Origin of the sequence: Acinetobacter sp. PFS20 (assembly GCF_052261015.1) — a bacterium.
Lineage (GTDB): Bacteria > Pseudomonadota > Gammaproteobacteria > Pseudomonadales > Moraxellaceae > Acinetobacter.
Genome location: NZ_JBPVZE010000001.1, coordinates 2,745,566 through 2,770,753, shown reverse-complemented (window position 1 = coordinate 2,770,753; position 25,188 = coordinate 2,745,566). Strand labels below are relative to the sequence as shown.

Below are 25,188 nucleotides of genomic sequence, written 5' to 3'. Positions count from 1 at the left end.
CTATTCTACTAAAGTATCTACCTGAGATTGACCTGAAACAAATTTTTAATATTCACCAATTAGATAATATAGCTTTCTTGAAATTTCAACCATCATATTCGCTGTATATTGAGTAATTTCAAAAACTTGCTTTTTCTGCGGATTGAATACCATATTATCTTTTTCATCACTAAAAAAGATATAAGTGGTGTATTTATCCATGTGATGGATATGCTCTTTTAAGCTTATTTTTTCCCCAGAATTGGGATCATAGGCGATAAACTTCATTCTCATGAATTTTGTCTCTATACATACAGTCTTTTATCAAAATTTCAATAAAATTTAGATAAAACAATATTTTGATGGATAATATAAAATGGTTAAACTAAGAACTGATACTACTTGTAAGATAGGGGCACAATACTATTGGCCTTGTTTACAGAACTTTCGGCAGAAGCAATTGATTGCTCTGCGTCTTTAAGTAAACGGGAAGTTTTAGACTCACTTTTCTCTTCACCATGAAAAAGTACATAGTATGTAAAGCTACCCAAAATGATTAATGCGGCTGTGACTTTTAACATAAACTTAAAAACTAAGATTTTTTCGTATTATAGTGCCTTTTATGTGAAATGCATCACATTTTTATATAAATTTGTTAGATAAACTACATTTCTGGTTTAATTATCCTCATTAATTTAGTTGATATTTCACTTAAATTAACAAGTCTAAAATTTTGCATGCAGCTCTTTTTCAAATTACATCTTCATTTAGTTCATCATAGAACTTTTTATTTTTAATTTATCTAAAAAGTAAACTATTAATTTATAAAATAAAATTTAGATGTAATGTGTGAAGAAAAAAGTTTTTCTATTTTTAGGTTTAGAAAAGGAAAAAATTGATATGCAAAAAATGCATAATTAACTTGATAAATGCATTAGAAGTGAAGCATTTCGAAATCTAATATGAATTATCTACTCTACTAATTCGAAGTTTAATGATGAACGCTGAAATTACCACCCGTATTGAGAAGGATCTTATTGGTTATAGAGAAATCAATAATAATGATTATTACGGAGTTCAAACATTACGTGCTCTAGAAAACTTTAACTTAACACAAAGCAAAGTGAGTAATTTCCCTCATTTAATTAAAGCATTAGCAATGGTAAAACTTGCTTGTGCTGAAGCGAACTATAATCTTAAAAGCTTAGATCAAACTAAATTTGAAGCGATTGAATACAGCTGTAATCAACTTATTCGCGGTAATTTTCACGACCAGTTCCCGATTGATATGATGCAAGGCGGTGCTGGTACTTCAACCAATATGAATGCAAATGAAGTATTGGCGAATGTTGCTTTAGAATATATGGGACATTCTAAAGGTCAATATCAGTATCTACATCCAAATAACGACATTAACATGTCACAGTCAACAAATGACGTGTACCCTACTGCGATTCGCTTAGGTTTGTTATTGAGCTTAGATGAACTAAATCTTCCTTTTAATAACTTAATTTTAAGTTTCCGTAATAAATCTCAAGAGTTTGCTCACATCTTAAAAATGGGCCGTACTCAGTTACAAGATGCTGTGCCAATGACCTTAGGTCAAGAGTTTGGTGCTTTTGCAGTAACTCTACAAAAAGATCTGGAACAAATTAATACGCTTATTCCAAATGTTTTAGCTTATATGAACCTTGGTGGTACGGCGATTGGTACGGGAATTACCACTGAATATAGTTACCGTGAACTTGCGATTCAAGCGCTTGGAAAAATTTCTGGCAAGAAAATTAAGTCTGCTCCTGACTTAATCGAAGCAACTTCAGATATGGGTGACTTTGTTCTTTTATCTGGTTTATTAAAACGTACTGCTACTAAACTTTCAAAAATTGCCAATGACTTGCGTTTACTTTCAAGTGGCCCACGTACTGGTATCAATGAAATTAACCTAGAAGCACGTCAACCAGGTAGTTCAATCATGCCGGGTAAAGTAAACCCAGTCATTCCTGAAGCGATGAACCTTGCTTGCTTCCAAATTATTGCAAATGATTTGGCTGTAACTTTAGCTGCTGAAGCTGGTCAATTACAGTTAAATGCAATGGAACCACTTATTGCATTCAAACTATTTGAATCTATGGATTTGCTTGGTAACGCGATGGCAATGTTCCAAAGTAAATGTATTGATACGATTACGGCGAACCCTGAGCACTGTAAAGCTTTAGTTGAAAACTCAATTGGTATTGTGACTGCACTTAACCCATATTTGGGTTATGAAACTACAACTCGTATTGCTAAAACTGCAAACGAAACTGGACAAAGTGTATTGGCACTCGTTCAGAATGAAGGCTTATTATCAGCACAAGTGCTTGATGATATCTTGTCGATTAATAATATGGTTAAACCAAAAATGTCGGCTTAATTCCTGAAATAAAAAAGGAGCTTTTATAAGCTCCTTTTTTTATGTGTTCTATATTTTAAAAACTGAAAGTTGTAGAAAACTGAGCTGTACGTGGGTTACCTAAAAATAGGTAGTCATCACCCATAAATGCCCCTACATCACGCCAATATTTCTTATTAAATAAGTTATCAATATTGAATCTAAAAGTTGTGTCATGCCCAGAAAAATTTGTTTTATAGGCAGCACCAATATTAAAAACGCTATAGCCACCTACTTTTGCAGTTCCCTCTTTGTTTGCATATTTACTGCTACTGTATTGCATGCCACTCAATAATCTTAATCCTTCAACTGACGGAACTTTATAAGATAACTGTGCAGTTGCGCGGACTTTTGGTACATTTTGAGTTTGATGACCTTTGTAGCTGTCACTCTCAATATCAACAAGACGTGATTTCGTATAGGTAATGCCGGAGCTTACGTCAACTGTATCGGTTAGGGCACCAGTTAAACCTAACTCAATACCTTGATTGTGCTGTTCACCTTGCTCAACAAATTCTAATTCTCCTGCAGAATTTGTAGTCGTATATTGATTGTCTTGTTTTAAATCAAAAATAGCTGCTGTTACCAAGAAGTTGCGAATTTGTTGCTTAACACCAAGTTCATATTGTTCAGAATTTCTAGGTGATAGGACTTGATAAGCATTCGCTTCTGCATACCATGGAGCTTCGCCACCGTCCGATAAACCTTTGGCATATGAAGCATAAAAATTAGTCGTAGCAGTTGGACTATACATAAGCGCTAATTGCGGTAAAAACTTATTTAAATCTGTATCTCGGCTTTGCTGACCATCTGGATCATAAGCTTGTTCATCAAGGTGAATAAGTTTTCCACCGAGTTGAGTTGACCATTGATCGTTAAATTGAACTCGGTCAGATATGGTGAAAGCAGTCTGATCACTTTCTAAAGCTTTGTAACGATCACCAGGACTTTCTGATGATGGACTATAGTCAATCGTATCTTCATAGATATTTCCTGTTCCTACCGCTACATTCAGTGGTGTATGGTGCTTTAAGGTTTTATAAGTACGTTGTAATTCGAAAGCTACTTGATGCTGAATGTTGCCAGTATTGAATTGTCCATTTAATCCAGCTGCAAACTGGTTAGTAATACGCGTGTCATCTGGGCTGCGGAAATCGTAAATATCATAATTACCGTGTTTATCAAAAGTATTGCCTAAACCAGTAACTTCACAATTATCGTTATAACATCCCCATGGGAAAGCACTATTATCATCAATCACAACACGGCTTTGCGATGCACTTAAGCTGCCATTCCATTGATCGTTAAATGCATATTGATATTTTAAACTTGCATTTACACTGTTATTTACAACTGGTTTACTCCAAGACTGATACCCCAATAAACGGTCTTGATCTACATTTGTTGGTACTTCTTGCCCATCAAGCAGTTGATAACCCGGTACTGAGCGTTGGCTTTGATGCTGAGCTTCAATATCAAACATTAGTTTAGAGCGATCATTAATTTTCCAGTCTAAAGCTACTGAACCAAACTCACGTTTACCATTTGCATGATCAACATTAGGATGAATACTTTCATGCGCTAAATTGACTCGATAGCCAAAATTATCATTTAAAAAGCCACCTACATCCGTTGCCAGTGTATAACCACCTTCCGAATTTGCATCTATAGTAATATTTTTAATATTGGCAGGTCTTTTGGTTACATAGTTAACAACGCCGCCCGGAGTCGACATTCCACTTTGAATCGCAGAAATACCTTTTAAAATTTCAACTTGTTCTTTATTTTCTAAAGCAATATTTTGCTCACCACGTATGGTGTGACCGTTAATGAGATAACTTGAACCTAAATCGAGTGCAAAACCTCGTGCTACAAAGTTTGGATAATAGCCAATAGCAGCGTAGCCATCTCCCAATGATGAGTCATTTTTAATAACATCGGTTAGGGTTTTTGCGTGTTGATCTGCTATACGTTCAGAAGTAATGGTGGTAATAGATGCAGGAACTTTCTTTACATCGCTAGTTTGAAAACCAGATAAATTAACTTTCTTTGATGTGTATAGCGCATCATTATTTTGGGTGGCGTTCACAGTAATGGTTGGGAGCTGGGAAACCTCCGCTTCATTTGCATAGACCACAGATGTCATTAGTGCAATAGATGAAGCCAATGCTGTTTTAGAGCATGTAATGAAGTGAAGATTTAGCGTGTGTCTGTCCATTGAATAACTACCTGCCCATACCGTGCATAATATAAGTGTGCTAAAAATCGGAAGTATTCCATATTTTTAGCCACGCAAGAATACAGCTACAAATAGCCATAAACAACAAATTATATATTTTTTAGATTAAGTAAATTTTGTGTAATAAAGCATCATCATTATATAAATTTCATTTATTTTCTTTGAAATTGGGACTATAACTTTTTAAGTATTACCAAATAGTCAAAGTAAAACTAAGCTCAGAAATAGGTCTAGATCAAGGAGGGATACAATAGAGAAGATGGTTAATAAATTAAATTTTTGATTTTAAATAAAGATTATGGTGGCTTGATCAACTCACTAAATTAGGGAATTGTTCGATAATCGGTAAAAATATCTTTAAATCGAACAAAAGATCATAGAATCACTAGAATGGGAGTTTAAAATTATAAAAAATAAATGGAGAGGAATTCTAAGAAAGTACTCAGGATTGAGTGATATCTAAAGATTCATTCTATTTCCTGTTCAATACATCTGAAAATTTCTATTTTTTTCTGCTAACTGACGGAATATCTATGACATATACTAAGGAAGAAAAGAGCAGCAGAATACGAGGGATTGTAGGCGCAGCTTCAGGTAATTTGGTCGAATGGTTCGACTTTTATATCTATGCAGTATTTGCTGCTTATTTTACTCAGGCTCTGACTGCACCAGACATGGATAGTACGACCAAATCGATTTATGTTTGGGGTGTATTTGCAGCAAGCTTTTTTATGCGCCCTATTGGTAGCTGGATATTTGGGCGTATTGCAGACCGACACGGTCGAAAAAAATCAATGATTGTCTCAATTTGCTTAATGGCTTTAAGCTCTTTTCTATTTGCAGCCCTACCCACTTATGAACAAGTTGGCTTATTTGCCCCTTTCCTTTTACTAGTCGTACGCTTACTTCAAGGTCTATCGGTAGGTGGTGAATATGGTGCTGTAGCAACATATATGAGTGAATTAGGCTTAAAGGGTCAACGTGGTTTTTATTCCTCTTTCCAATATGTCACCCTTTCTGGTGGCCAGTTACTTGCCAGCCTACTTGGCGTAATATTATTAACGTTTTTAAGTGAACAACAATTACTTGATGGCGGGTGGCGTATTCCATTTGTTATTGGTGGTATTGCTGCCATTCTATCTTTACTGGCACGGAGTCGTTTAGAAGAAACGCTTTCTCATCAAGACAGTGAACGCAAAGAGTCTGGTAGCTTAAGAGAACTCTTTAAAAAGCATTGGAAAACTTTTTTATTGGTGGTCGGATACACTTCTGCTGGTTCATTAACGTTTTATGTAGAAACTGTTTATTCAAAAACCTATTTAACTAATTTAGGTATGGATGGAAAAACCGTTGGTTATATTATGACCTTCGCTCTATTTGTCTATATGTGTGCTCAACCAGTATTTGGTTCAATTTCAGACCGTATTGGGCGACGTTCTTCAATGCTGGCATTTAGCTTATTATCTGCGATTTTTATCTATCCAGTGATGGCGATCGGAATGCCTAACTATATAGATTCTCCAATCATTATTACCTTGCTACTCATTTTTATGATGATGATTTTGAGTTTCTATACATCTATTAGTGGCCTAGTAAAAGCTGAGATGTTCCCACCTCACGTACGTGCACTCGGGGTGGGATTTTCATATGCGGTAGGTAATGCCATTTTTGGTGGTTCTGCACCTTCGGTTGCTTTGCAATTCAAAGCTGCTGGAATTGAAAATACCTTCTTTATTTATGTCATTGTCATGCTCATTATCTGTTTCTTGTGTAGCCTTGCGCTTCCGAAAAAACCAGATTATTTAGAACATGATCATTAAAAAGTAAAAGATAGATATTCTTCTAGAGATTTTTTAGAAGAATATCTTTTTAAAATAATAAGAAAGTCATTTTTGTTCTGTATTCTATAACTGCATAGTACATCTAACTTATTTAATTGATTAAAAGTTACTAGTTTTTGATGTTCTTGGTCCTTATGAATCAATTTTTTGATGGGATAAAAATGGAAAACGAAAAATCCCCTTCACCTGAAAATATTATTCAAGTCAGCTTTTGGCAAGCTTTCTTATTTTGGCTCAAGCTGGGTTTTATTAGTTTTGGTGGGCCAGCTGGACAAATCGCTGTCATGCATCAAGAACTCGTTGAACAAAAGCGCTGGATATCTGAAAAAAGATTTTTGCATGCCCTCAACTACTGCATGTTGTTACCCGGTCCTGAAGCACAGCAATTAGCAACCTACATTGGTTGGCTTATGCACAGAACTGCTGGAGGATTAGTTGCAGGTATTCTATTTGTATTACCCTCCTTATTTATTTTAATTGGACTGTCTTGGGTTTACATAAAATTTGGAGATGTTCCGGTTATTGCGGGAATTTTTTATGGGATTAAACCTGCCGTTACCGCAATTGTATTTCATGCAACGTACCGAATAGGTAGCCGTTCGCTTAAAAATAAATTTTTATGGTTCGTCGCAATTTCGGCGTTTCTTGCCATTTTTGTCTTAAAGCTTCCTTTCCCTCTTATTGTTCTATCAGCTGGTATTGCTGGCTATTTAGGCAGTAAAAGGTACCCAGAACTATTTTCCTCAGTCGCTGGGCATAAAGCCAGTCAAAAGGATTATGGTCCGGCATTTATTGATGATGATACCCCGACACCAGAGCATGCTAAATTCCATTGGTTGCGGTTAGCTAAACTTATTTTTGTGGCAATCATTTTATGGTTATTGCCAATTTTAGCGTTAGGCGCATATTTTGGATGGCATCATTCTTATACTCAAATGGCATGGTTTTTTACTAAAGCTGCATTACTCACTTTTGGTGGGGCTTACGCAGTTTTACCTTATGTCTATCAAGGTGCTGTAAATCATTTTGGATGGCTTTCACCAACTCAAATGATTGATGGACTGGCACTTGGAGAAACGACACCTGGCCCCCTCATTATGGTGGTTGCCTTTGTTGGTTTTTTAGGTGGTGTCAATCATTCATTACTTGGCTCTGATTATCTATTTTTTGCTGGAACACTTGGTGCTGTCATTGTGACTTGGTTTACTTTCCTTTTTTCATTTGTATTTATTTTTGCTGGTGCGCCCATTATTGAATCTACACATAATGAAATTAAGTTTACGGCACCACTCACTGCAATTACCGCGGCTGTGGTCGGTGTCATTTTAAATTTAGCATTATTTTTTAGTTATCACGTGCTATGGCCACACGGTTTTTCTGGTCACTTTGATGTTATCGCAGCCTTAATTACCATTGCTGCATTTATTGCGTTATTCCGCTTTAACATTAACGTGCTGTATGTCATTTTTGCATCAGCACTGATTGGTTTAGGTGTTTATATTTTATAAAAATTAGTCATGAGCCCTTTAACGTAACTGTGAAGGACTCATACCATAAAACTGTTTAAAGCGATGGCTTAAATGGCTCGCTGAGCTAAAACCACACACCAGCGCGATATCTTGTAAAGAAAGCTGAGATGACTGAATTAAACCTTTTGCCTTAGTTAAGCGTCTTTGCATGACATATTGGTGAGGTGCCATATTCATGGACTGTTTAAACATATGAGCAAAATGATATTCGCTTAAATTCACAACATTTGCTAAATCAGACAGAGTGAGTGCTTGGTCTAAATGCCCTTCAATCCAGTCTTGAATATATTTTAGTTTATGAGGTGCCAATCCACCTTTAATGACAGGCTGCTGCCACTTAACGTTGCTATATCTCCGAATTAAATGATTGAGCAATAAGCTGGCAGTGGTACTCATTTGTAAATGGTTTGCTGAATCATTCCAGTCACAATCTAGTAGGAAAAATTGATATAGCGCACGAATCTTTTCGTCATCATTAAAAACAACTTCATTCAGTTCAATTTGATTCGGTTCTTTGTCCCATATTTTTTCAGCAACATCACGCAAATGTTGATCGGTATAATACAAGTGAACGAATTTAAGCCCACCTCGAATATCCCAGGTCGATTCCTGATGTTCAGGCAATAAGCAAAAACGACCCGGCCCACCGCCATTTTTCCAGCCCGCAGGGGTTTTTTGATAGCTTTCATAGCCATCTTGAATATAAAGACTTAAAGTGTGGTGATCGCTACAGACGCTTACACGATCTTGCTGATTAGACCAAAATGCAAGTTGCATATTTTCATCAAGCACCACCGTTTCGTGAAGCTTGGCTTTAGATTGCTGTAGCTGTTCTAAAGTTTGATAGGCCATGCAAAATTAAAATGAATCTCATTGAGCTTAAGTTAACCATATTCAGCAAAATTGAGCTAGTTTAGTTCTATAAAAAACGCAAGATCTTGCATGTAGAACACAAGAATATATACGTGAAAAATTAAGCATTCCTAGATACTTAAGTTTAGTAATCGAGGATGAACTTATGAATATTTTACTCTATGTTGCGGTGGTGTTGATTTGGGGGACAACATGGATTGGAATTGCCGTTCAGAGCCATTATGCAACACCCGTCGTCGCAATTTTATGGCGTTTTGCTATTTCAGCCTTATTACTTTGGGTTGTTTTACTATTTTCAGGAAAATTACAGCGAATTGCTTTAAAAGATCACTTGTTTTGTATGCTGCAAGGTCTATGTGTTTTCGGCCTAAACTTTATTTGTTTTTATACCGCAGTTAAATATGTAAACAGCGGTTTAGAGTCCGTTATTTTTTCGATGGCTGTTTTCTTTAATGCCATTAATGCGCTTATCTTTTTTAAGCAAAAACCTTCACCAAATTTTGCTCCAGCTGCACTTTTAGGCCTAGGTGGTATTGTTTTACTCTTTTGGCATGATCTCATAAATAGCCAATTTAATGCACAGTTATTAATGGGTATTGGATTATGTGCAATAGGCACTTACGGTTTTTCTTTAGGGAATATGATCAGTGTTAGACATCAAAAACGTGGTCTAAATATCTTTTCAACAAATTGTTATGCCATGACTTATGGGTCGTTAGTGATGTTAAGTTTAGCTTTATTTACTGGCCAAGATTTAATGCCTCCAATGAATTTTCCATTTTTAAGTTCGGTACTTTACTTGGCTGTATTTGGCACAGTTATTGGGTTCTCTGCTTATTTTTCTCTGGTTGGGAGAATTGGTGCTTCAAAAGCAGCATATAGCACGTTGCTCTTCCCTTTAGTGGCTCTAACTGTTTCTACCTTCTTTGAAGGATATGAGTGGACCTTAAATGCATTATTTGGAATTTTATTAATCTTACTTGGCAACTACCTAATGTTTAGTAAGTTTGAAATTGGAAAAAAGTTATTTAATAGTCAAAAAAATTGTGAGAAGCAGGCTTAAAAGCCTGCTTTTTTATAAATCATAATTAATTTTAGCAGCTCATTTTTAGCATCAACTCGAAATCTTTTAAAGCCGCGGCTGCTGTAGCTAAGGGCGCAGATGCTCCTCCACTTACAACAAGCTCACCCATTTCTTGAGTTAACACTCGAATGCATTTATTAGAACCTTGCAGATGAGCAAAAGGATGATGTGTTGGAACTAGCCTTAACTCAACACCTGTTTGAACTTGCTGATTTTTATTATGAATAAAACCCACCAAACGAGGAATTAGATTTTCTTTTTTCCAATCACGAATATGATCGGCAGTAACATGACTGATTCCTTGTCTTGGAATATCTTGAATTTTTACATCAGCTCCCAAAACAGTATTTGCCAATATCGTAATTTTGGCAGCAGTATCCCATCCATCTACATCGAAAGAACTATCAGGTTCCGCAATACCTTTTGCTTGAGCTTTTCCAAGAGATTCAGCAAATGCGCATTCATGTTGCAACATATCATTTAAAATAAAATTTGTGGTGCCCGTAAAAACACCTTCTATCTCTAAAATCTGACAACCTGCTAAGTTATATTCAAACAAATCAACAGTCGGTAAAGCTGCAGCCGTCGCTCCACTAAAAAATAATTTTTTATTGTGCTGATGTGCCAAGTTAATTAATTTTTTACCATCTACGACTAGAGCACCTTTAGATACTGCAATCGCATTCATGTTATGTGTTAAAGCATAATTTAAATAAAATAGGCCTTTTCCACCGGTAACATAATCACTGGGGCCAGTTTCAATAATGACATCTGCTTGAATCTGTTCTAAAAACTTTTGCTCCGTTAGGCCTGCTTGATACTGTGTTTTATCTAGCAACTTGGCAGCTTGCAAACCTTCTTGATCAATTAAGCCTGATGATGAGTTGCAGACACCCACTAAACGGGCATCAATTTGATATTTTTGTTGATAGTATGCCGATCGATTTAAAAGAAGCTCTGCAATTTGTTGCCCAATCCGTCCAAAACCACAAATTGCCACGTTAACTCGCTTCATTTCGCTTTCTCAAAAATTTAAATGGTTTAAATCAATTTTCCCAAGATAATTTTAACATCTCATCTTTAGAAAATTGCTAACTATAGAGATAGTTAAAATACTATATTACTTAGATACTTGTTAGATTAACTATCTTAATGACCATATAAATTGCGACAGCAAAAACCATTAAAGCAAAGACTTTTTGCACAATTGCAGACGGAATAAAACGGATAGCTCGGCGTCCTAACAACATACCGAATGCACATGCAAGTGCGAACGCACTGGTAATACCTACTGGATAATGAAAACCCTCTGCAATATGCATCACAATGCTTATCCCACTAATGAGGAAAATAATCATAAGTGAGGTTGCAACAATGCTATGCATATCCAAATTTGTGACTTTTCTAAGCGCTGGCACAATTACAAAGCCGCCACCAACACCTAGCATACCAGTTAAAAGCCCCGCGATAATTCCAATGCTGGCAAGAACGCTTCCCGTTTTTAAATTCCAGATAAAGCGTCCTGTACTTGGGTTGACCTGACACGGCGGGTTGTGGAAATCCGAAACTCGGTTACTGATGAGTCGATAGCCCACTGTAAACATGACCAAGCTAAACATTAACATGAGCCAGACAGGTGAAATCGCATTGGCTATTAAAATACCGATATGTGCCATAGGGGCACCAATTAAGGCAATCCAAATAGCAGCACGATAACGAACTATCTTTTTAAATAAGCCTTCAATAGTTCCAATGAGTGTAGAGAGTGCGACAGCGAGCAAACCAATAGGCGCTGCTTGAGCCACTGTCCAGCCTTGACTGGTCATAAGTGCGGGTACGGCAAGAATACCGCCACCCGCCCCAGTTAGACCAAGTAAAAAGCCAATCACGATGCCTTCAACGACAAGTAGTAACATATCAAAAGCCTAAAGTTGCATATATTTCATTTGCTGTGAACTGCCATTTGATGAGTGAGCAAATTCTCATCTTCTTGCGAAGCTTTAGCCGCTTCTCAGGACAAAGCGTTGCTTTATTTATCCTCGCTCAGGTTTGACCATCCATTCACGGCCCTTGAGCATGCCTTGCCAGTAAATAGGCGGTAAAATCTGTTCTTTAAGCAGCCAAGCCAAACGAGATGGTTTTTGCCCATCAATCACCCATTTTGGAAAACTTGGAAGAAGCTTACCGCCGTAACCAAACTCAGCCAGAACAATTTTTCCACGCTCTACAGTAAGTGGGCATGATCCATAGCCGTTGTATTCACAGAAGTTCTGCTCGCCTTTGAGCTGCGTTATCACATTCACAGCGACGATCGGAGCTTGTGCGCGTGCAGCAGCAGCCGTTTTGGCATTAGGCGCATTCATCACGTCGCCTAAAGCGAAAATATTGGCATGCTGTGTGTGTTGTAAGGTTTGAGGATTCACACTCACCCAGCCTGCTTCATCAGTGAGTGTACTAGCACGAATAAAGTCTGGTGCCTGTTGCGGTGGAACAACATGCAACATATCAAAATCAGTTTCGACCAATGCTGCATTTTCATCGTTCACTACCTTAAACCATGCTTTTTTTGCAGGTCCATCTACTTTGACAAGTTGATGGTTAAAGTGCAGTTCAGAGCCATATTTTTCGACATATTGCATTAGTGCAGGTACATATTCCTTCACACCAAATAAAACACCGCCGGTGTTATAAAAATGGATAGAGATATCTTTGAGTTTGCCTTGCTTTAACCAATAGTCGGCTGAAAGGTACATCGCTTTTTGAGGAGCACCGGCACATTTAATCGGCATAGGCGGTTGGGTAAAAATTACCTTACCACCGTTTAGCTGTTGCACAAGTTCCCATGTATACGGTGCTAAATCATAACGATAGTTAGACGTCACCCCATTTTTACCTAAGGTTTCGGCTAAACCATCAATTCCATGCCAGTTGAGTTTTAAACCAGGACAGACGACCAAAGCTTTATATTGAATCGGTTGGCATCCTTCCAAAATAACCTGATTGTGCTCAGGATCAAATCCAGCAACTGCGGCTTTCATCCATTTCACTTTTGAAGGAATCACGCTTGCCATAGAGCGTGCGGTTACTTGTGGTTTAAAAATACCAGCCCCTACCATGGTCCAACCGGGTTGATAATAATGAGTATCGGCTGGATCAATAATGACAATATCTAAATGAGGTTCACGAGACAGTAAGCTCGATGCTACAGAAATTCCAGCTGCCCCAGCACCAACAATCACAACGCTATAACAAGGAATTGTGGCTGGTTCATGATCACGTTTTAAAATACGTGGAACCAGGCCTTTTAAGTTAAAACCAAGTTTGTTACCTGATTCCACTAACAAAGCCACATCTTTTGAGTCTACTTCGGTCAAAGCCCATAAACTGATTGCACGCATACCAGAACGGCAATACGCTAAAACAGGTTTTTGGGCATTCTGATAAAGCTGTTTAAATTCGGCAACTTGCTCATCGGTAATTTTGCCACTGCTAACAGGCTGATAAATTACCTTTAGGCCATGTCGCAGAGCTGCTTCTTCAATTTCAATTATATTGGGTTGATCTGCACCTTCTCCATCTGGACGATTACATATCAGAGTTTTTATGCCCTGATCTACAATTTTCGCAATATCGTCGGCAGTAATCTGGCCAGCAACATAAAAATCTTGGTTAACTCGTTTAAGTTCCATATTGCCACCTTCTTATGATTGTGAAGTTGAGCCACAGGCCTGATTAGCAGGTAGTGCTTTATCGATTTGTTTTGGATATGGCAGATTTAAATTATTCATCAATTGAATAAAATCTTCGCGCGAGCGATTCTGGCCCAGACGTGAGTTATTTAAACGTTCATAACCAATGGTTGAAGACAGACGACCTTTATAGTCATGTCCTGGATATACAATAGTATCGTCAGGCAGACTGAAAAGTTGTTTATGAATACTGTCATAAAGTGTGCCTGCATTACCTTGCTGAAAGTCAGTTCGACCGCAGCCATCAATTAACAATGCATCGCCGGTAAAAACAATGTTTCCAACTAAATAACTCGTACAAGCATTGGTATGACCTGGTGTATAACGCGCTTCAATACTGAGAATGCCAACTTTAAGCATGCAACCATCTGTAATTAAAATATCTCCGCAACTTACATCTGAGTTTCTATGTAAAACCGATTTGCAATGGAAACGTTCACGAAGCAAATTCGCAGCAGTGATATGGTCTGCATGAACATGAGTATCTAAGGTATAGATGAGCGTAAATTGATGCTGCTCTAATTCATTTTTATAAATCTCTATATCTGATGCGACTGGGTCAATTAAAACAGCCTCTCGTGTTTCTTCACACCCAAGCATATATGTATAAGTCGAACTTTCCTGCTCAAAAAACTGCTTAAAGAACATGATTTATACCCCAATAATTTATTTCTTTCCTATATTTTGCAAATAAGATGCCAATTATTTAAAATTAAATAATAAATATAAAAATCAGTTGTTTAATTAAAAATTTAAAATTGAGATGAGAATATAAACTTTGCTTGATGTTTCTATGCAACTCAAGTATGTTTCAATGAAACGATATTGAAACATATGAAATGGCAAAGCTAAATTTTAAGTCAGAACAAGATTTTTTTATTTTATTTGAGCAATTAAAAGCTTTATTCCCAAATGCGAGTCTATTTTTAGCAGATACAACGACTCAAGCAATTCACTATAAATTTAATACAGATGACATTTCTGTTGAGAGCATGGCAGCGCTTACTCAAGATCATCACAATCGATATCTCGAAATCAATACTCCTAAATTGAGAAAGCGATTTATCTATCAGGAAAATGATATTTACATCGCAGAGCATCGCATTATCGGGAAGCTACATATTTTACAGCCCGTTAGCATAGAGAATGACCTCGCTGAAACAGAGCTAACAGACCAATTGCAAGACTTGGCTAAAGTTTTCAATAGTTGCTCACCAGAAATGGCCCGTATGTTTTCAATTATTCAAAGGGTGGCAATTACTGAGTTTCCTGTGCTCGTCCGCGGCGAATCTGGTAGCGGTAAAGAACTTGTGGCAAAAGCAATTCATGATTATAGCCAACGTAAAAATAAGATTTTTGTAGCGATTAACTGTGCAGCTTTAAATTCTAATATTTTAGAAAGTGAACTCTTTGGGCATGTGAAAGGTGCTTTTACTGGAGCAATTCGTGACCATAAAGGTGTGTTTGAACGTGCCGCTGGTGGAACGCTGTTTTTAGATGAAATTGCCGAGATTCCTTTAGAGCTTCAAGCTAAATTATTACGGGTTTTAGAAACAGGTGAATTTACTCCTGTCGGTGGTGAAAAACCGATTCAAGCCAATGTCCGAATTATTACAGCAACACATAAAGCTTTACGCGAAGAAGCTAAGGCTGGACGTTTCCGTCACGATCTACTCTATCGTTTACGCGTAATTCCAATTTTTATACCACCACTCAGAGAGCGAAAAATCGATATTCCACTGATTGTCGATCAGATTTTAAAAGAAAGCTCCACTCAACTCGACACAATGCCTCGTCATGTCAATCAAAAAGCCATGCAAGTTTTATTGAATTATGACTGGCCGGGAAATGTTCGTGAGCTTAAAAACACCCTACTTTACGCCTTAACCATGGCAAATGGTAAGGATGAAATTGAAGTTGAAGACTTACCAAATGAACTATTAGATGCAGACGAATACGTTAAATTACCCGAGACAAATACAGAGCTGAGTCCAGAAAATGTGCAAGCTGCTTTAGAAAAATATAACCATAACTTAAATATGGTCGCGAATATTTTTGGAATTAGCCGCACTACTCTTTGGCGATACAGACAAAAGCACAAGCTTTAGCTAGGTATTTAACTCATCTAAGGCGTATCATATTGCAGTTGGTTAGGTCCGTTAGTTCAAAGGCTTTCTATGATTGTTCGCGATAAAAGCAGCGTTTTTAAACTCTTATTTGCATGGAAAGGAACTGTTCTACCCAAGGTTTTGCCAGCATTAAGTTTTGTTGTACTTATCTCAGCATGTGTGGTCTGGCTCTCTTATTATCATTGGATTCAAATTCCTACTGTACCCGCGATTGGATTTACTATCTTTGGTGTGATTCTTTCCATTTGTACGGGTTTTCGAAATAATGCCTGTTATGATCGATGGTGGGAAGGTCGCAAACTTTGGGGTGCTTTAATTGCCAATGCCAGACATATTGTTAGAGACAGCCATGTTTTATCCAATGAACAACGTGAACATTTAATTCATCAGGTCTTAATTTTTAGCAATTTATTGCGTGATCGCTTACGCCAACAAACCGCCGAACCAACCAAATTTCTTGAACATGCGTATTTAAATAACTCTTCACTTGATTATTTAAATGAGCATATTAATGCACCACAATTTGTACTCGAAAATATTCAAAAAGATTTAGTCAAATCTCTAAAAGACGGCGAAATTAGTGACATTATCTATAGCACTCTGACGCGTCATATTGTTGAGCTAGGCAATATTCAAGCGGGTTGTGACCGTATTGCCGGTACACCTTTACCCTACTCATATTCAGTACTTTTACATCGCGCTGTTTATTGTTTCTGTTTTATTTTACCGTTTAGCCTTGAAGCAGCTTTAGGTATTTGGACACCGCTTATTGTTGGCTTAATCGCTTATATGTTTTTAGGGCTAGATGCTTTAAGTGCTCAAATTGAAGAACCTTTTGGTTTACAAGAAAATGATTTACCGCTCGATTCAATTGTTCGCTTAATTGAGCGAGAGTCTCTAAGCTCTTTAGGGCAGCCATTACCACCCATTATTGAAGCCCAAGACAACAATTTACTTTAATAAAAAAGAGCGAATCATCGCTCTTTTTTATAGGCTTAAGTGTCTATTTATGGATGTACAATAATCTTAACGGCTGATTCATTGTTATGAATTAAGGTTTCAAAACCTTGTGAAATCAAATCATCAAGTTGAATACGCTGGGTAATAAAAGGTTCCAGATTTATTTTACCTTCTTCGACCAGTTTAATAGTCTCCTGATGGTCATTTACATAGGCAATTGTGCCTCGTACATCAAGCTCTTTCATTACCACACTATGCACATTAATTGATGCTGGATGGCTCCAAATCGAAACGATAACTATGACGCCTGTTGGTTTCACTGCCGCAACCAAAGTATCTAATACCTTGTTAACGCTACTACATTCAAACGCGACATCGACACCCTCTCCATTAGTAATTTTCATGACCTCAGAAACAACATCAACTTCTGAAGGGTCTAAAATATAATCTGCAACTCCCGACTCTTTGGCTTTTTCTTTACGTTTGGCACTTAGTTCGGTAATGATGACCTTAAGACCTTTCGCTTTTAAAATTGCTGAAAGCAGCAAACCAATTGGGCCCGCACCACCTACCAGTGCAATATCACCAACCTTTGCACCACTACGTACGAAAGCATGATGACCCACTGATAACGGTTCAATTAAGGCCGCCTGATCGAGTGGGATTTTATTGGAAATTGGATGCACCCAACGGCGTTTAACCGCAATTTTCTCCGATAAACCACCGCCACGACCTCCTAAACCAATAAAGTTCATATTTTTGGAAAGATGGTAATTATCTCCCGGTCCAGTCGGTACATCATCGGCCACAATATAAGGCTCTACGACTACATGCTGGCCAATTTCAATATCATCAACACCTTCACCTACGGCATAGACTACACCTGAAAATTCATGTCCCATGGTAATTGGCGCAGATTCACCTGAAATAGGATGCGGATGTCCACAAGGTGGAATAAAAATTGGCCCTTCCATAAATTCGTGCAAATCTGTACCACAGATTCCACACCAAGCTACCTTAATGCCTACAGTGCCGGGAGTGACTTCTGGTTCAGGGATATCTTCAATACGAATATCACCTCTGTCATAAAAACGCGCTGCTTTCATTATTATCTCCCTCAAATCAGGATGTTGTTTTAGCGATAGACAATTCCGCCGTCCGTTAAAATGGATTGACCCGTAATATAGTCTGAATCTTCACTTGCCAGAAAAGCAACTAATGCGGCTACATCGTCTGGTGTTTGGGCTCTACCTAAAGCAATGCCTTCCACATACTTTTTATAAGTTTCACCAATTGCAGCACCGGTAATTTCAGCAAAACGTTTATCGATTTCAACCCACATGTCCGTTCCGACAATTCCGGGGCAATATCCATTTACCGTAATACCGTGACTGGCATATTCTTTTGCCGCAGCTTGGGTAAGTGCTCGTACCGCAAATTTGGTTGCCGAGTAAATACCGAGTAAAGCAAACCCATCGTGGCCTGCAATTGAGCAAGCATTAATGATTTTACCTTTATGTTCGCGTTGTTTAAATTTTGCAGCAGCAGCCTGTATTCCCCACAGTACTCCACCAATATTAATATCAACAATTTTTTGAAATTCATCAGGTGTGATATCCGCAATCGCTTGAACTTGTGCAATTCCAGCGTTATTAATCATGACATCAAACCCACCAAGGGCCTGCTCAGCATGATTTATAGCAGCATACACCTGCTCGCGGTCACTTACATCAGCAATAAAAGTGCTCGCATTTACACATAAAGCCTGAATTTCCTGCTGCACATCGTTTAGTCGATCTTGTTTCATATCAACTAATGCAATATGTGCCCCTTCTTGCGCCAAGCGCAGGGCAATCCCACGGCCAATGCCTTGGGCTGCCCCAGTCACTAAAGCGACTTTATTTTGTAATCCCTTAACCATGTTCAACTCCTGTAAATGTAGAATTTCTACATATGAATCGCTCGTTGCATTGAAGCCAAAATAGATTCATGCATGGCTTCTGATAATGTTGGATGCGGGAAAATCACTTGAGCTAAACTTTCATCAGTTGCTTCTAGATATTTCGCAATGGCAAATCCTTGGATATGTTCGGTCACTTCATGACCCACCATATGTGCACCCAGCAGCTCGCCCGTTTCTGCATGTACCACCGTTTTAACGAAACCTGACGCATCTCCAATTGCTAAAGCTTTACCATTTGCAGTTAAAGAAAACTTACCAATACGTATAGGTAGATTCTTAGCTTTTGCTGCATTTTCCGTTAAACCAATACTTGCCACTTGTGGATGTGTAAAAATACAACCGGGTATCTGGCTACGGTCGAGTGAATGGACGTTTGCCACACCAGCGATTTTCTCGACACATATCATGGCTTCATGGCTTGCTTTATGAGCGAGACAAGGCGCTCCAGCAATATCACCAATGGCATAAAGCCCTGCTACGTTGGTTTTACAATAGTCATCAATTGCCACAAAACCTTGTGGGTTGAGTTCTACACCTAAACGTTCTAGTCCTAGCCCCGTGGTATTAGGCTGTACACCAATTGCCGAAAGCACGCGGTCAAAAACAAGCGTTTGAATATCATTTGTCGTTTCAACCACACAGTGAACTTGACCATTTTCAATTTGAATACTTTGAACGACAGCATCGGTTAAGACTTTCATACCTTTTTGTTCAAATTGTTTTCTGACAAATTGGGCAACTTCCGCATCTTCAGTTGGTAAAATCTGCTTGGCTAAATCAATTAATGTCACCTGACAACCCAAATCTTGATAAAGGCTAGCAAACTCACTACCAATTGCACCTGAACCTACAACCAGTAAACTTTTTGGTAACTGCACTGGAACAAGCGCTTCTTTATAGCTCCAGACATATGTTCCATCGACAGGAAGTTGAGGAACATGTCGGGCTTTAGCTCCAGTTGCCAAAATGATATGTGGTGCACTCAAAGCCTGCCTATTACCTTGAGCATCGGTCACTTCAATTTTTTCTTTCGCTGTAAGTTGAGCGCGACCACTAAAAACAGTGACCTGATTCTTTTTCAACAAGTAATCGATGCCTTGTACTAATTGAGCTGACACTTGTCGGCTATGTTGCACAAGCTTTTGAATATCAAAATCGAGTTGAGAAACTTGAAAACCAAACTGTCCAGCATGTTTAAACTGGGTTGCGAGCTCTGCCCCTGCAAGCAAAGCTTTGGTTGGAATACAGCCCCAATTTAGACAAATTCCGCCTAAATGTCGCTCTTCTACAATTGCGGTTTTTAACCCGAGCTGGGCTGCACGAATTGCAGCCACATACCCACCCGGTCCCGCGCCAATCACAATTAAATCAAATTGAGCTTCTGACATGCGGGTTCTCCTACACCAAAATTAAAGCAGGGTTTTCAACAAACTGCTTAAAGCTGGCCAAGAATTTCGCCCCAACTGCGCCATCAATGACTCGGTGATCGCATGACAACGTCGCTGTGACAATCTCACGAACCACTACATTGCCATTTTCAACAACAGCACGTGATTCAGAAGCACCTAATGCCATAATTGCACCTTGCGGTGGATTAATAATGGCATCAAACTGTTTAATGCCTAACATTCCTAAATTTGAAATGCTAAAGCTGCCTCCCTGAAACTCATCAGGTTGTAACTTGCCAGTCTTGGCACGCGTTGCCAAATCACGCATGTCATCGGAAATTTGTGCTAAAGACTTCTGATTTGCTGCTTTTACAATGGGTGTAATTAAACCGTTTGGAATCGCTACGGCCACCGAAATATCCGCTTGAGAGAACTGTAAAATTGATTGAGTCGCCTCATCAAATTGAACATTCACCTCAGGTACTTTAATCAGCGCGGCGGCAGCTGCTTTAATTAGCATGTCATTAATAGAAAGTTTCACTTGTGGAATAGTCTCATTAATCTGCTTACGTAGTTTTTGCAAAGCTTCTACGTTGAGATCGACCACCAAGCGGAAATGCGGTGCATTACGTTTTGCAGCCTGTAACCGTGAAGCAATCGCTTTACGCATCCCATTCATCGCCACAGTCGTAACCGTCGATTGTGGTTGAGCTGCACATTGCACAGGTTGTTCATTTACCGATGTTGGGTTATTACGATAGTAAACTGCCTCAACATCTTCTTTACAGACACGGCCACGAGTACCAGAAACACGGCAGTCATTTAAATTAATGCCCCATTGTTTTGCTAAACGACGTGCTACAGGCGTCGCTGAAACTCGGCTATCGTCGGCAGTAGATTTAACTACTTTAGCTTGAGTTTGCTGTTTAACGTCAGGCCACTGACCTCCAGCAGCCTGCACAGCTTTCTGGATGTCTTGAACACTAATACGTCCTTCACGGCCAGAACCTGTGACTTTCGCTAAGTTCACATTATGCTTTTCAGCAAGTTTTAACGCATGCGGTGTTGTAAACAACTCATCAGATGTTTGATAGCCTTGTAATGACTCGGGTACAGCATAGTCACCTTTAGTAGCCTTTGCAGGAACCGATGGACTTGTAGCCACAGTCTGTGGTTGTTCTGCTTTTTCAGCAACAGATGCAGATGTTTCTGCTTTACTCTGTTCCGAAGATGCTTCAGGGGCTTTAGCTGCTGAACTACCTAGTGATGCAATAAACGTTTCAATTTCTGCATCAGAATCTTCACTTTCAGCACATACCGCAATAAGCCCACCGACCGGTAAAGTCTCACCATCTTTTGCTAAAATTTTACGGAGCGTTCCTGCAAAAGGCGCTTCTAATACATTGACGATTTTTGTGGTTTCAATTTCACAAATTTCATCGCCTTTATTAAAGCTATCACCTTCTTTAATCAACCATTGGGCAATCGTGCCTTCTTCCATGGATAATCCCCATTTCGGGATCTCCAGCGTTTTAATTTCGCTCATCCTAAGCCTCCAATGTTTTTCGCACAGCTTGCTCAATACGCTCTACACTTGGAATCCATTCTTTTTCTAAAACTGGAGAGAATGGAACAGGCGTATGTGGTGGCGTTACGAGTTCAACAGGTGCTTTCAAATAGTGGAAACCTTTTTGTGCAACTAGTGCAGCAACATCATGCCCAAAGCCACAGCGTGCCGCTGATTCGTCCACAATAACCACACGTCCAGTCGATGCAACAGACTCTAAAATTCCTTCTTCATCCAGAGGTGAAATTGTACGAGGGTCTACCACTTCAACTGAAATGCCATCTTTTGCCAATTTATCCGCTACTTCATTGGCACGGTGTACCATCAACCCTAAAGCAATAATGGTCACATCTGTCCCTTCACGGGTGTAATTTGCTACACCAAATGGAATGGTATAGGCATCATCTGGAACTTCACCTTTAATGTCATAAAGCATTTTATGCTCACAGAACACCACAGGGTCGTCATCTCGAATAGCCTGAATTAATAGTCCTTTCACATCATATGGGCTAGATGGAACTACAACTTTTAAGCCTGGAACCGCAGCAAATACGTTATATGGTGACTGAGAATGCTGGGCTGCCGCAGAAAAACCTGCACCAATCATGCCACGTACAACCATTGGCGCTTTTGCTTTTCCGCCGAACATATAACGGAACTTAGCGGCTTGGTTATAGAGCATGTCATGACACACGCCATAGAAATCCATAAACATTAAGTCAGCAACAGGACGTAAACCTGTAGCCGCAGCACCAGCGGCCATACCAATAATCGCTGATTCGGTAATTGGGGTATCAATCACACGTTCTGAACCAAATTCCGTCCACAAACCTTTGGTTACACCGAGTACCCCGCCGAAGCCTTCAAGCTCGTTCTCTTCGGTATTTTTGCCACCATGGCCGCCGCGCACATCTTCGCCAACCACAAAAACAGTTGGGTCACGGCGCATTTCTGATTCAATGGCTTCTTTAATCGCATTACGAAAACTTTTATTTGGCATCTTTACTATTCCTTTAGTAAGAGACATAGACGTCGGTAAGGAGTTGTTCTGGTTGTGGGTATGCCGCAGCACGAGCTTTAGCAACAGCATCATCAACATTTGCTTTAGATGCTGCATCAATCTCGTCTAGTTTGGCTTCATCAATTTTGCCTTTGACTTTTTCTCGGAAAATTTTCAAAGGATCTTTATTTTCTTTGATGAATTCGACTTCTTCTTTAGAGCGAATGAGCCCTGGGTCACCTTCAAAGTGGCCATAAAAGCGGTTCGTAATGGTTTCAATCACACTTGGACCTTCACCACGGCGTGCACGATCAATAGCAGTTTGGGCCGCTTCATAAACTGCAAAGAAATCGGTACCATCCACTTTAACTGCTGGTAAACCAAAACCAGCTGCACGACCCGCAATATCCTTACTTCCTACCGCGTAATCATGGCCCGTTCCTTCACCAAAACCGTTATTTTCGAAAACAAAAATTACTGGAAGTTTAAGAACAACAGCCATGTTCATTGCTTCAAAGGTCAGGCCTTGGTTTGAACCGCCATCACCTGTAAAAGACAGTCCAACGCCACCAGTTTTTAAGGTTTTTGCTGTCAATGCTGCACCAATTGCTAAAGGAGGCCCACCGCCCACAATTCCGTTGGCACCGAGCATACCTTTATCCAAATCGGCAATATGCATAGAACCGCCTTTTCCACGGCACAGTCCGTCATCTTTACCGAAAATTTCCAGCATCATGGCGTGAATGTCACAACCTTTTGCAATACAGTGCCCATGTCCACGATGGGTTGAAGTGATATAGTCTTTGTCGGTTAGGTTTTCACAAATACCAACTGCAACAGCTTCTTCTCCACTGTATAGGTGAATAAAACCTGGAATATCACCATTTGTATTTTCTTCGTGAAGTCGATCCTCAAATTCACGAATATCACGCATGCGTTTATATGCTGCGAGTAATTGCTCTTCCGTTAATTGCATATCCTTTTCCTTTATTATCTTGATTTTAAAAGTTCAACCAAGTTTCAAGCGAAAATCTAATTCGCTATAAATACTTAAATCTAAAATCAAGAATTAATCTATTAGACTAAAAAGTTTTTATTTAAAATAAAATTAATTAATTTTTTAATTTCAAAAACTTAACCCATAAAAATAATTTAAAAAAATTTTTATAATTTTCATTGAGTTAAAAAACAAACCTTTAACCAACCTTTCTTATTTTATAATACTCGCCACACCCTGTGTATTTAATTAATTGCGACTTATTAATATGGTTTAAATAAGTTGTTAAATTAAAAAAACAGGAGTTTAAATAATTTTTAAACAAAATGGAATTATTAATATGGATTTTAAAAGACAAGCAGAAACTGGTATTAAATTAAGAGGAGCAGATAAAGTCGCTCGCATTCCTATTAAAATTTTACCTACAGAAGAGTTACCCACTAAACCGGATTGGATTAGAGCAAAAATAACCGATTTTGAAGAAATCAAACGGATAAAAAATTTGCTGCGCCAACAAAAGTTGCATAGCGTTTGCGAAGAAGCAGCCTGTCCAAACTTACCCGAATGTTTTGGTGGCGGTACGGCTACATTTATGATTATGGGAGACATCTGTACTCGTCGCTGCCCTTTTTGTGATGTTGCTCATGGTCGCCCAAAACCTTTAGATGAAGATGAACCTAAACATTTGGCAGAAACGGTCGCAAACCTAAACTTAAAATATGTCGTGATTACCTCTGTTGACCGCGACGATCTACACGATGGCGGCGCTGCACATTTTGTAAAGTGCATTGAAGAAATCCGAAAACGTTGCCCAGAAACTTTGATTGAGATTTTGGTTCCAGATTTTCGCGGTCGTTTAGAGACAGCGCTTACAACTTTGAGTTTATCTCCACCAGATGTGTTTAATCATAATATTGAGACAGTTCCTCGTTTATATAAAGCGATGCGTCCGGGCTCAGACTATCAACACTCACTAGAGCTACTAAAACGCTTTAAAGCATATTGTCCCGATATCAAAACCAAGTCTGGTTTAATGGTTGGGTTAGGAGAAATTGAGGCAGAAGTACTTGCTCTACTTAATGACTTAAAAGATTATCAAGTAGATCTTGTCACGATTGGTCAATATCTTCAGCCTTCAAAATCACATGCACCTATTCATCGGTTTGTAAATTTACAAGAATTTGAACGATATACTCGACATGGTAAACGATTAGGTTTTAAAAATATTTGGAGTGCACCGATGGTTCGTTCTAGCTATTTTGCTGATCGACAATATTTTGGAGAAGCAGTACCAAAACCTTTCAGCCGACAAGATGTCTTATCGTAAGGATTAGACAATTAACAAAACTTATCCAATAGGATAATGGTCAAGACCTATAAATTTATTTAAGGTAAGCAGATAACGAGGAAATAGTCACAATAAAAAAGTTATAACTGTTGAGCGGCTACGGATACGCCA

The 25,188-nt window shown here is 38.7% G+C and carries 20 protein-coding genes and 1 pseudogene; 7 read left to right on the top strand and 14 right to left on the bottom strand.

What is annotated here, in order from left to right; all coding sequences use genetic code 11:
- Positions 1-45 precede the first annotated feature (45 nt).
- Both ACS125_RS13095 and ACS125_RS13090 read right to left on the bottom strand, forming a co-directional pair.
- The gene (locus tag ACS125_RS13095) at positions 46-267 is read right to left on the bottom strand and encodes a hypothetical protein (RefSeq protein WP_443273975.1); all 222 of its coding nucleotides are present in this window, start codon (positions 265-267) and stop codon (positions 46-48) included.
- A 110-nt stretch (positions 268-377) separates the two neighbouring features.
- On the bottom strand, positions 378-560 hold the full coding sequence (locus tag ACS125_RS13090) for a hypothetical protein (protein WP_004792496.1): 183 nt from the start codon (positions 558-560) through the stop codon (positions 378-380).
- A gap of 413 nt (positions 561-973) precedes the next feature.
- Here ACS125_RS13090 and ACS125_RS13085 point away from each other — a divergent pair, with 413 nt between their 5' ends.
- Positions 974-2,392, top strand: a complete 1,419-nt coding sequence (locus ACS125_RS13085; RefSeq protein WP_443272558.1) for an aspartate ammonia-lyase — start codon at positions 974-976, stop codon at positions 2,390-2,392.
- A 55-nt stretch (positions 2,393-2,447) separates the two neighbouring features.
- Here the strand turns inward: ACS125_RS13085 and ACS125_RS13080 are convergent.
- A pseudogene (locus tag ACS125_RS13080) lies at positions 2,448-4,656 on the bottom strand (TonB-dependent siderophore receptor).
- Between the two features lie 526 nt (positions 4,657-5,182).
- On the opposite strand from ACS125_RS13080, the gene ACS125_RS13075 reads away from it, so the two are divergent.
- The gene (locus ACS125_RS13075) at positions 5,183-6,469 is read left to right on the top strand and encodes an MFS transporter (protein WP_151962762.1); all 1,287 of its coding nucleotides are present in this window, start codon (positions 5,183-5,185) and stop codon (positions 6,467-6,469) included.
- A 182-nt stretch (positions 6,470-6,651) separates the two neighbouring features.
- Complete coding sequence (chrA, locus tag ACS125_RS13070; protein ID WP_443272556.1) at positions 6,652-7,998, top strand: chromate efflux transporter; 1,347 nt, start codon at positions 6,652-6,654, stop codon at positions 7,996-7,998.
- A gap of 18 nt (positions 7,999-8,016) precedes the next feature.
- Here chrA and ACS125_RS13065 read toward each other — a convergent pair whose 3' ends face one another.
- Positions 8,017-8,871, bottom strand: coding sequence for a helix-turn-helix domain-containing protein (locus tag ACS125_RS13065; RefSeq protein WP_151962760.1), 855 nt, complete (start codon positions 8,869-8,871; stop codon positions 8,017-8,019).
- A gap of 166 nt (positions 8,872-9,037) precedes the next feature.
- Here ACS125_RS13065 and ACS125_RS13060 point away from each other — a divergent pair, with 166 nt between their 5' ends.
- Positions 9,038-9,955 carry a DMT family transporter gene (locus ACS125_RS13060; protein WP_238611232.1) on the top strand — a complete coding sequence of 306 codons (918 nt, stop codon included), beginning with the start codon at positions 9,038-9,040 and terminating at the stop codon, positions 9,953-9,955.
- Between the two features lie 31 nt (positions 9,956-9,986).
- Here ACS125_RS13060 and ACS125_RS13055 read toward each other — a convergent pair whose 3' ends face one another.
- From ACS125_RS13055 to ACS125_RS13040, 4 genes are all read right to left on the bottom strand, one after another.
- Entirely contained in the window at positions 9,987-10,991 is a 1,005-nt protein-coding gene (locus ACS125_RS13055) for a homoserine dehydrogenase (protein WP_443272553.1), read from the bottom strand.
- 109 nt (positions 10,992-11,100) lie between these two features.
- Positions 11,101-11,892: a sulfite exporter TauE/SafE family protein gene (locus tag ACS125_RS13050; RefSeq protein ID WP_004792504.1), complete on the bottom strand. Its 792-nt coding sequence runs from the start codon at positions 11,890-11,892 to the stop codon at positions 11,101-11,103.
- Between the two features lie 117 nt (positions 11,893-12,009).
- Positions 12,010-13,665 (bottom strand): TIGR01244 family sulfur transferase, encoded by a 1,656-nt coding sequence (locus ACS125_RS13045; protein WP_443272551.1) that lies wholly within the window; start codon positions 13,663-13,665, stop codon positions 12,010-12,012.
- A 12-nt stretch (positions 13,666-13,677) separates the two neighbouring features.
- Positions 13,678-14,373, bottom strand: a complete 696-nt coding sequence (locus ACS125_RS13040; RefSeq protein WP_443272549.1) for an MBL fold metallo-hydrolase — start codon at positions 14,371-14,373, stop codon at positions 13,678-13,680.
- Between the two features lie 191 nt (positions 14,374-14,564).
- On the opposite strand from ACS125_RS13040, the gene ACS125_RS13035 reads away from it, so the two are divergent.
- Both ACS125_RS13035 and ACS125_RS13030 read left to right on the top strand, forming a co-directional pair.
- Positions 14,565-15,833: a sigma-54 interaction domain-containing protein gene (locus ACS125_RS13035; RefSeq protein WP_443272547.1), complete on the top strand. Its 1,269-nt coding sequence runs from the start codon at positions 14,565-14,567 to the stop codon at positions 15,831-15,833.
- A 69-nt stretch (positions 15,834-15,902) separates the two neighbouring features.
- Positions 15,903-16,814, top strand: a complete 912-nt coding sequence (locus tag ACS125_RS13030) for a bestrophin family protein (RefSeq protein ID WP_289353370.1) — start codon at positions 15,903-15,905, stop codon at positions 16,812-16,814.
- Positions 16,815-16,861: 47 nt separating this feature from the next.
- Here the strand turns inward: ACS125_RS13030 and ACS125_RS13025 are convergent, their stop codons facing one another.
- Genes ACS125_RS13025 through ACS125_RS13000 form a run of 6 tightly spaced genes read right to left on the bottom strand, consistent with a single transcriptional unit; the run spans position 16,862 to position 23,708 of the window.
- Entirely contained in the window at positions 16,862-17,920 is a 1,059-nt protein-coding gene (locus tag ACS125_RS13025; protein ID WP_443272544.1) for a 2,3-butanediol dehydrogenase, read from the bottom strand.
- A gap of 29 nt (positions 17,921-17,949) precedes the next feature.
- Positions 17,950-18,735: an acetoin reductase gene (locus ACS125_RS13020; protein WP_443272542.1), complete on the bottom strand. Its 786-nt coding sequence runs from the start codon at positions 18,733-18,735 to the stop codon at positions 17,950-17,952.
- Positions 18,736-18,761: 26 nt separating this feature from the next.
- Positions 18,762-20,165, bottom strand: coding sequence for a dihydrolipoyl dehydrogenase (gene lpdA, locus ACS125_RS13015; RefSeq protein WP_443272540.1), 1,404 nt, complete (start codon positions 20,163-20,165; stop codon positions 18,762-18,764).
- 10 nt (positions 20,166-20,175) lie between these two features.
- The gene (locus ACS125_RS13010; RefSeq protein ID WP_443272538.1) at positions 20,176-21,711 is read right to left on the bottom strand and encodes a 2-oxo acid dehydrogenase subunit E2; all 1,536 of its coding nucleotides are present in this window, start codon (positions 21,709-21,711) and stop codon (positions 20,176-20,178) included.
- 1 nt (position 21,712) lies between these two features.
- Positions 21,713-22,732 (bottom strand): alpha-ketoacid dehydrogenase subunit beta, encoded by a 1,020-nt coding sequence (locus ACS125_RS13005; protein ID WP_004792520.1) that lies wholly within the window; start codon positions 22,730-22,732, stop codon positions 21,713-21,715.
- Positions 22,733-22,745: 13 nt separating this feature from the next.
- Positions 22,746-23,708, bottom strand: a complete 963-nt coding sequence (locus ACS125_RS13000; RefSeq protein WP_004792523.1) for a thiamine pyrophosphate-dependent dehydrogenase E1 component subunit alpha — start codon at positions 23,706-23,708, stop codon at positions 22,746-22,748.
- A gap of 361 nt (positions 23,709-24,069) precedes the next feature.
- On the opposite strand from ACS125_RS13000, the gene lipA reads away from it, so the two are divergent.
- The gene (gene lipA / locus ACS125_RS12995) at positions 24,070-25,056 is read left to right on the top strand and encodes a lipoyl synthase (RefSeq protein ID WP_238611224.1); all 987 of its coding nucleotides are present in this window, start codon (positions 24,070-24,072) and stop codon (positions 25,054-25,056) included.
- The last annotated feature ends 132 nt before the right edge of the window (positions 25,057-25,188 follow it).

Excerpts from the sequence above, each read along its gene's own strand:
- ACS125_RS13095 (WP_443273975.1), bottom strand. The coding sequence starts at position 267 with ATGAAGTTTATCGCCTATGATCCCAATTCTGGGGAAAAAATAAGCTTA.
- ACS125_RS13090 (WP_004792496.1), bottom strand. The coding sequence starts at position 560 with ATGTTAAAAGTCACAGCCGCATTAATCATTTTGGGTAGCTTTACATAC.
- ACS125_RS13085 (WP_443272558.1), top strand. The coding sequence starts at position 974 with ATGATGAACGCTGAAATTACCACCCGTATTGAGAAGGATCTTATTGGT.
- ACS125_RS13075 (WP_151962762.1), top strand. The coding sequence starts at position 5,183 with ATGACATATACTAAGGAAGAAAAGAGCAGCAGAATACGAGGGATTGTA.
- chrA (WP_443272556.1), top strand. The coding sequence starts at position 6,652 with ATGGAAAACGAAAAATCCCCTTCACCTGAAAATATTATTCAAGTCAGC.
- ACS125_RS13065 (WP_151962760.1), bottom strand. The coding sequence starts at position 8,871 with ATGGCCTATCAAACTTTAGAACAGCTACAGCAATCTAAAGCCAAGCTT.
- ACS125_RS13060 (WP_238611232.1), top strand. The coding sequence starts at position 9,038 with ATGAATATTTTACTCTATGTTGCGGTGGTGTTGATTTGGGGGACAACA.
- ACS125_RS13055 (WP_443272553.1), bottom strand. The coding sequence starts at position 10,991 with ATGAAGCGAGTTAACGTGGCAATTTGTGGTTTTGGACGGATTGGGCAA.
- ACS125_RS13050 (WP_004792504.1), bottom strand. The coding sequence starts at position 11,892 with ATGTTACTACTTGTCGTTGAAGGCATCGTGATTGGCTTTTTACTTGGT.
- ACS125_RS13045 (WP_443272551.1), bottom strand. The coding sequence starts at position 13,665 with ATGGAACTTAAACGAGTTAACCAAGATTTTTATGTTGCTGGCCAGATT.
- ACS125_RS13040 (WP_443272549.1), bottom strand. The coding sequence starts at position 14,373 with ATGTTCTTTAAGCAGTTTTTTGAGCAGGAAAGTTCGACTTATACATAT.
- ACS125_RS13035 (WP_443272547.1), top strand. The coding sequence starts at position 14,565 with ATGGCAAAGCTAAATTTTAAGTCAGAACAAGATTTTTTTATTTTATTT.
- ACS125_RS13030 (WP_289353370.1), top strand. The coding sequence starts at position 15,903 with ATGATTGTTCGCGATAAAAGCAGCGTTTTTAAACTCTTATTTGCATGG.
- ACS125_RS13025 (WP_443272544.1), bottom strand. The coding sequence starts at position 17,920 with ATGAAAGCAGCGCGTTTTTATGACAGAGGTGATATTCGTATTGAAGAT.
- ACS125_RS13020 (WP_443272542.1), bottom strand. The coding sequence starts at position 18,735 with ATGGTTAAGGGATTACAAAATAAAGTCGCTTTAGTGACTGGGGCAGCC.
- lpdA (WP_443272540.1), bottom strand. The coding sequence starts at position 20,165 with ATGTCAGAAGCTCAATTTGATTTAATTGTGATTGGCGCGGGACCGGGT.
- ACS125_RS13010 (WP_443272538.1), bottom strand. The coding sequence starts at position 21,711 with ATGAGCGAAATTAAAACGCTGGAGATCCCGAAATGGGGATTATCCATG.
- ACS125_RS13005 (WP_004792520.1), bottom strand. The coding sequence starts at position 22,732 with ATGCCAAATAAAAGTTTTCGTAATGCGATTAAAGAAGCCATTGAATCA.
- ACS125_RS13000 (WP_004792523.1), bottom strand. The coding sequence starts at position 23,708 with ATGCAATTAACGGAAGAGCAATTACTCGCAGCATATAAACGCATGCGT.
- lipA (WP_238611224.1), top strand. The coding sequence starts at position 24,070 with ATGGATTTTAAAAGACAAGCAGAAACTGGTATTAAATTAAGAGGAGCA.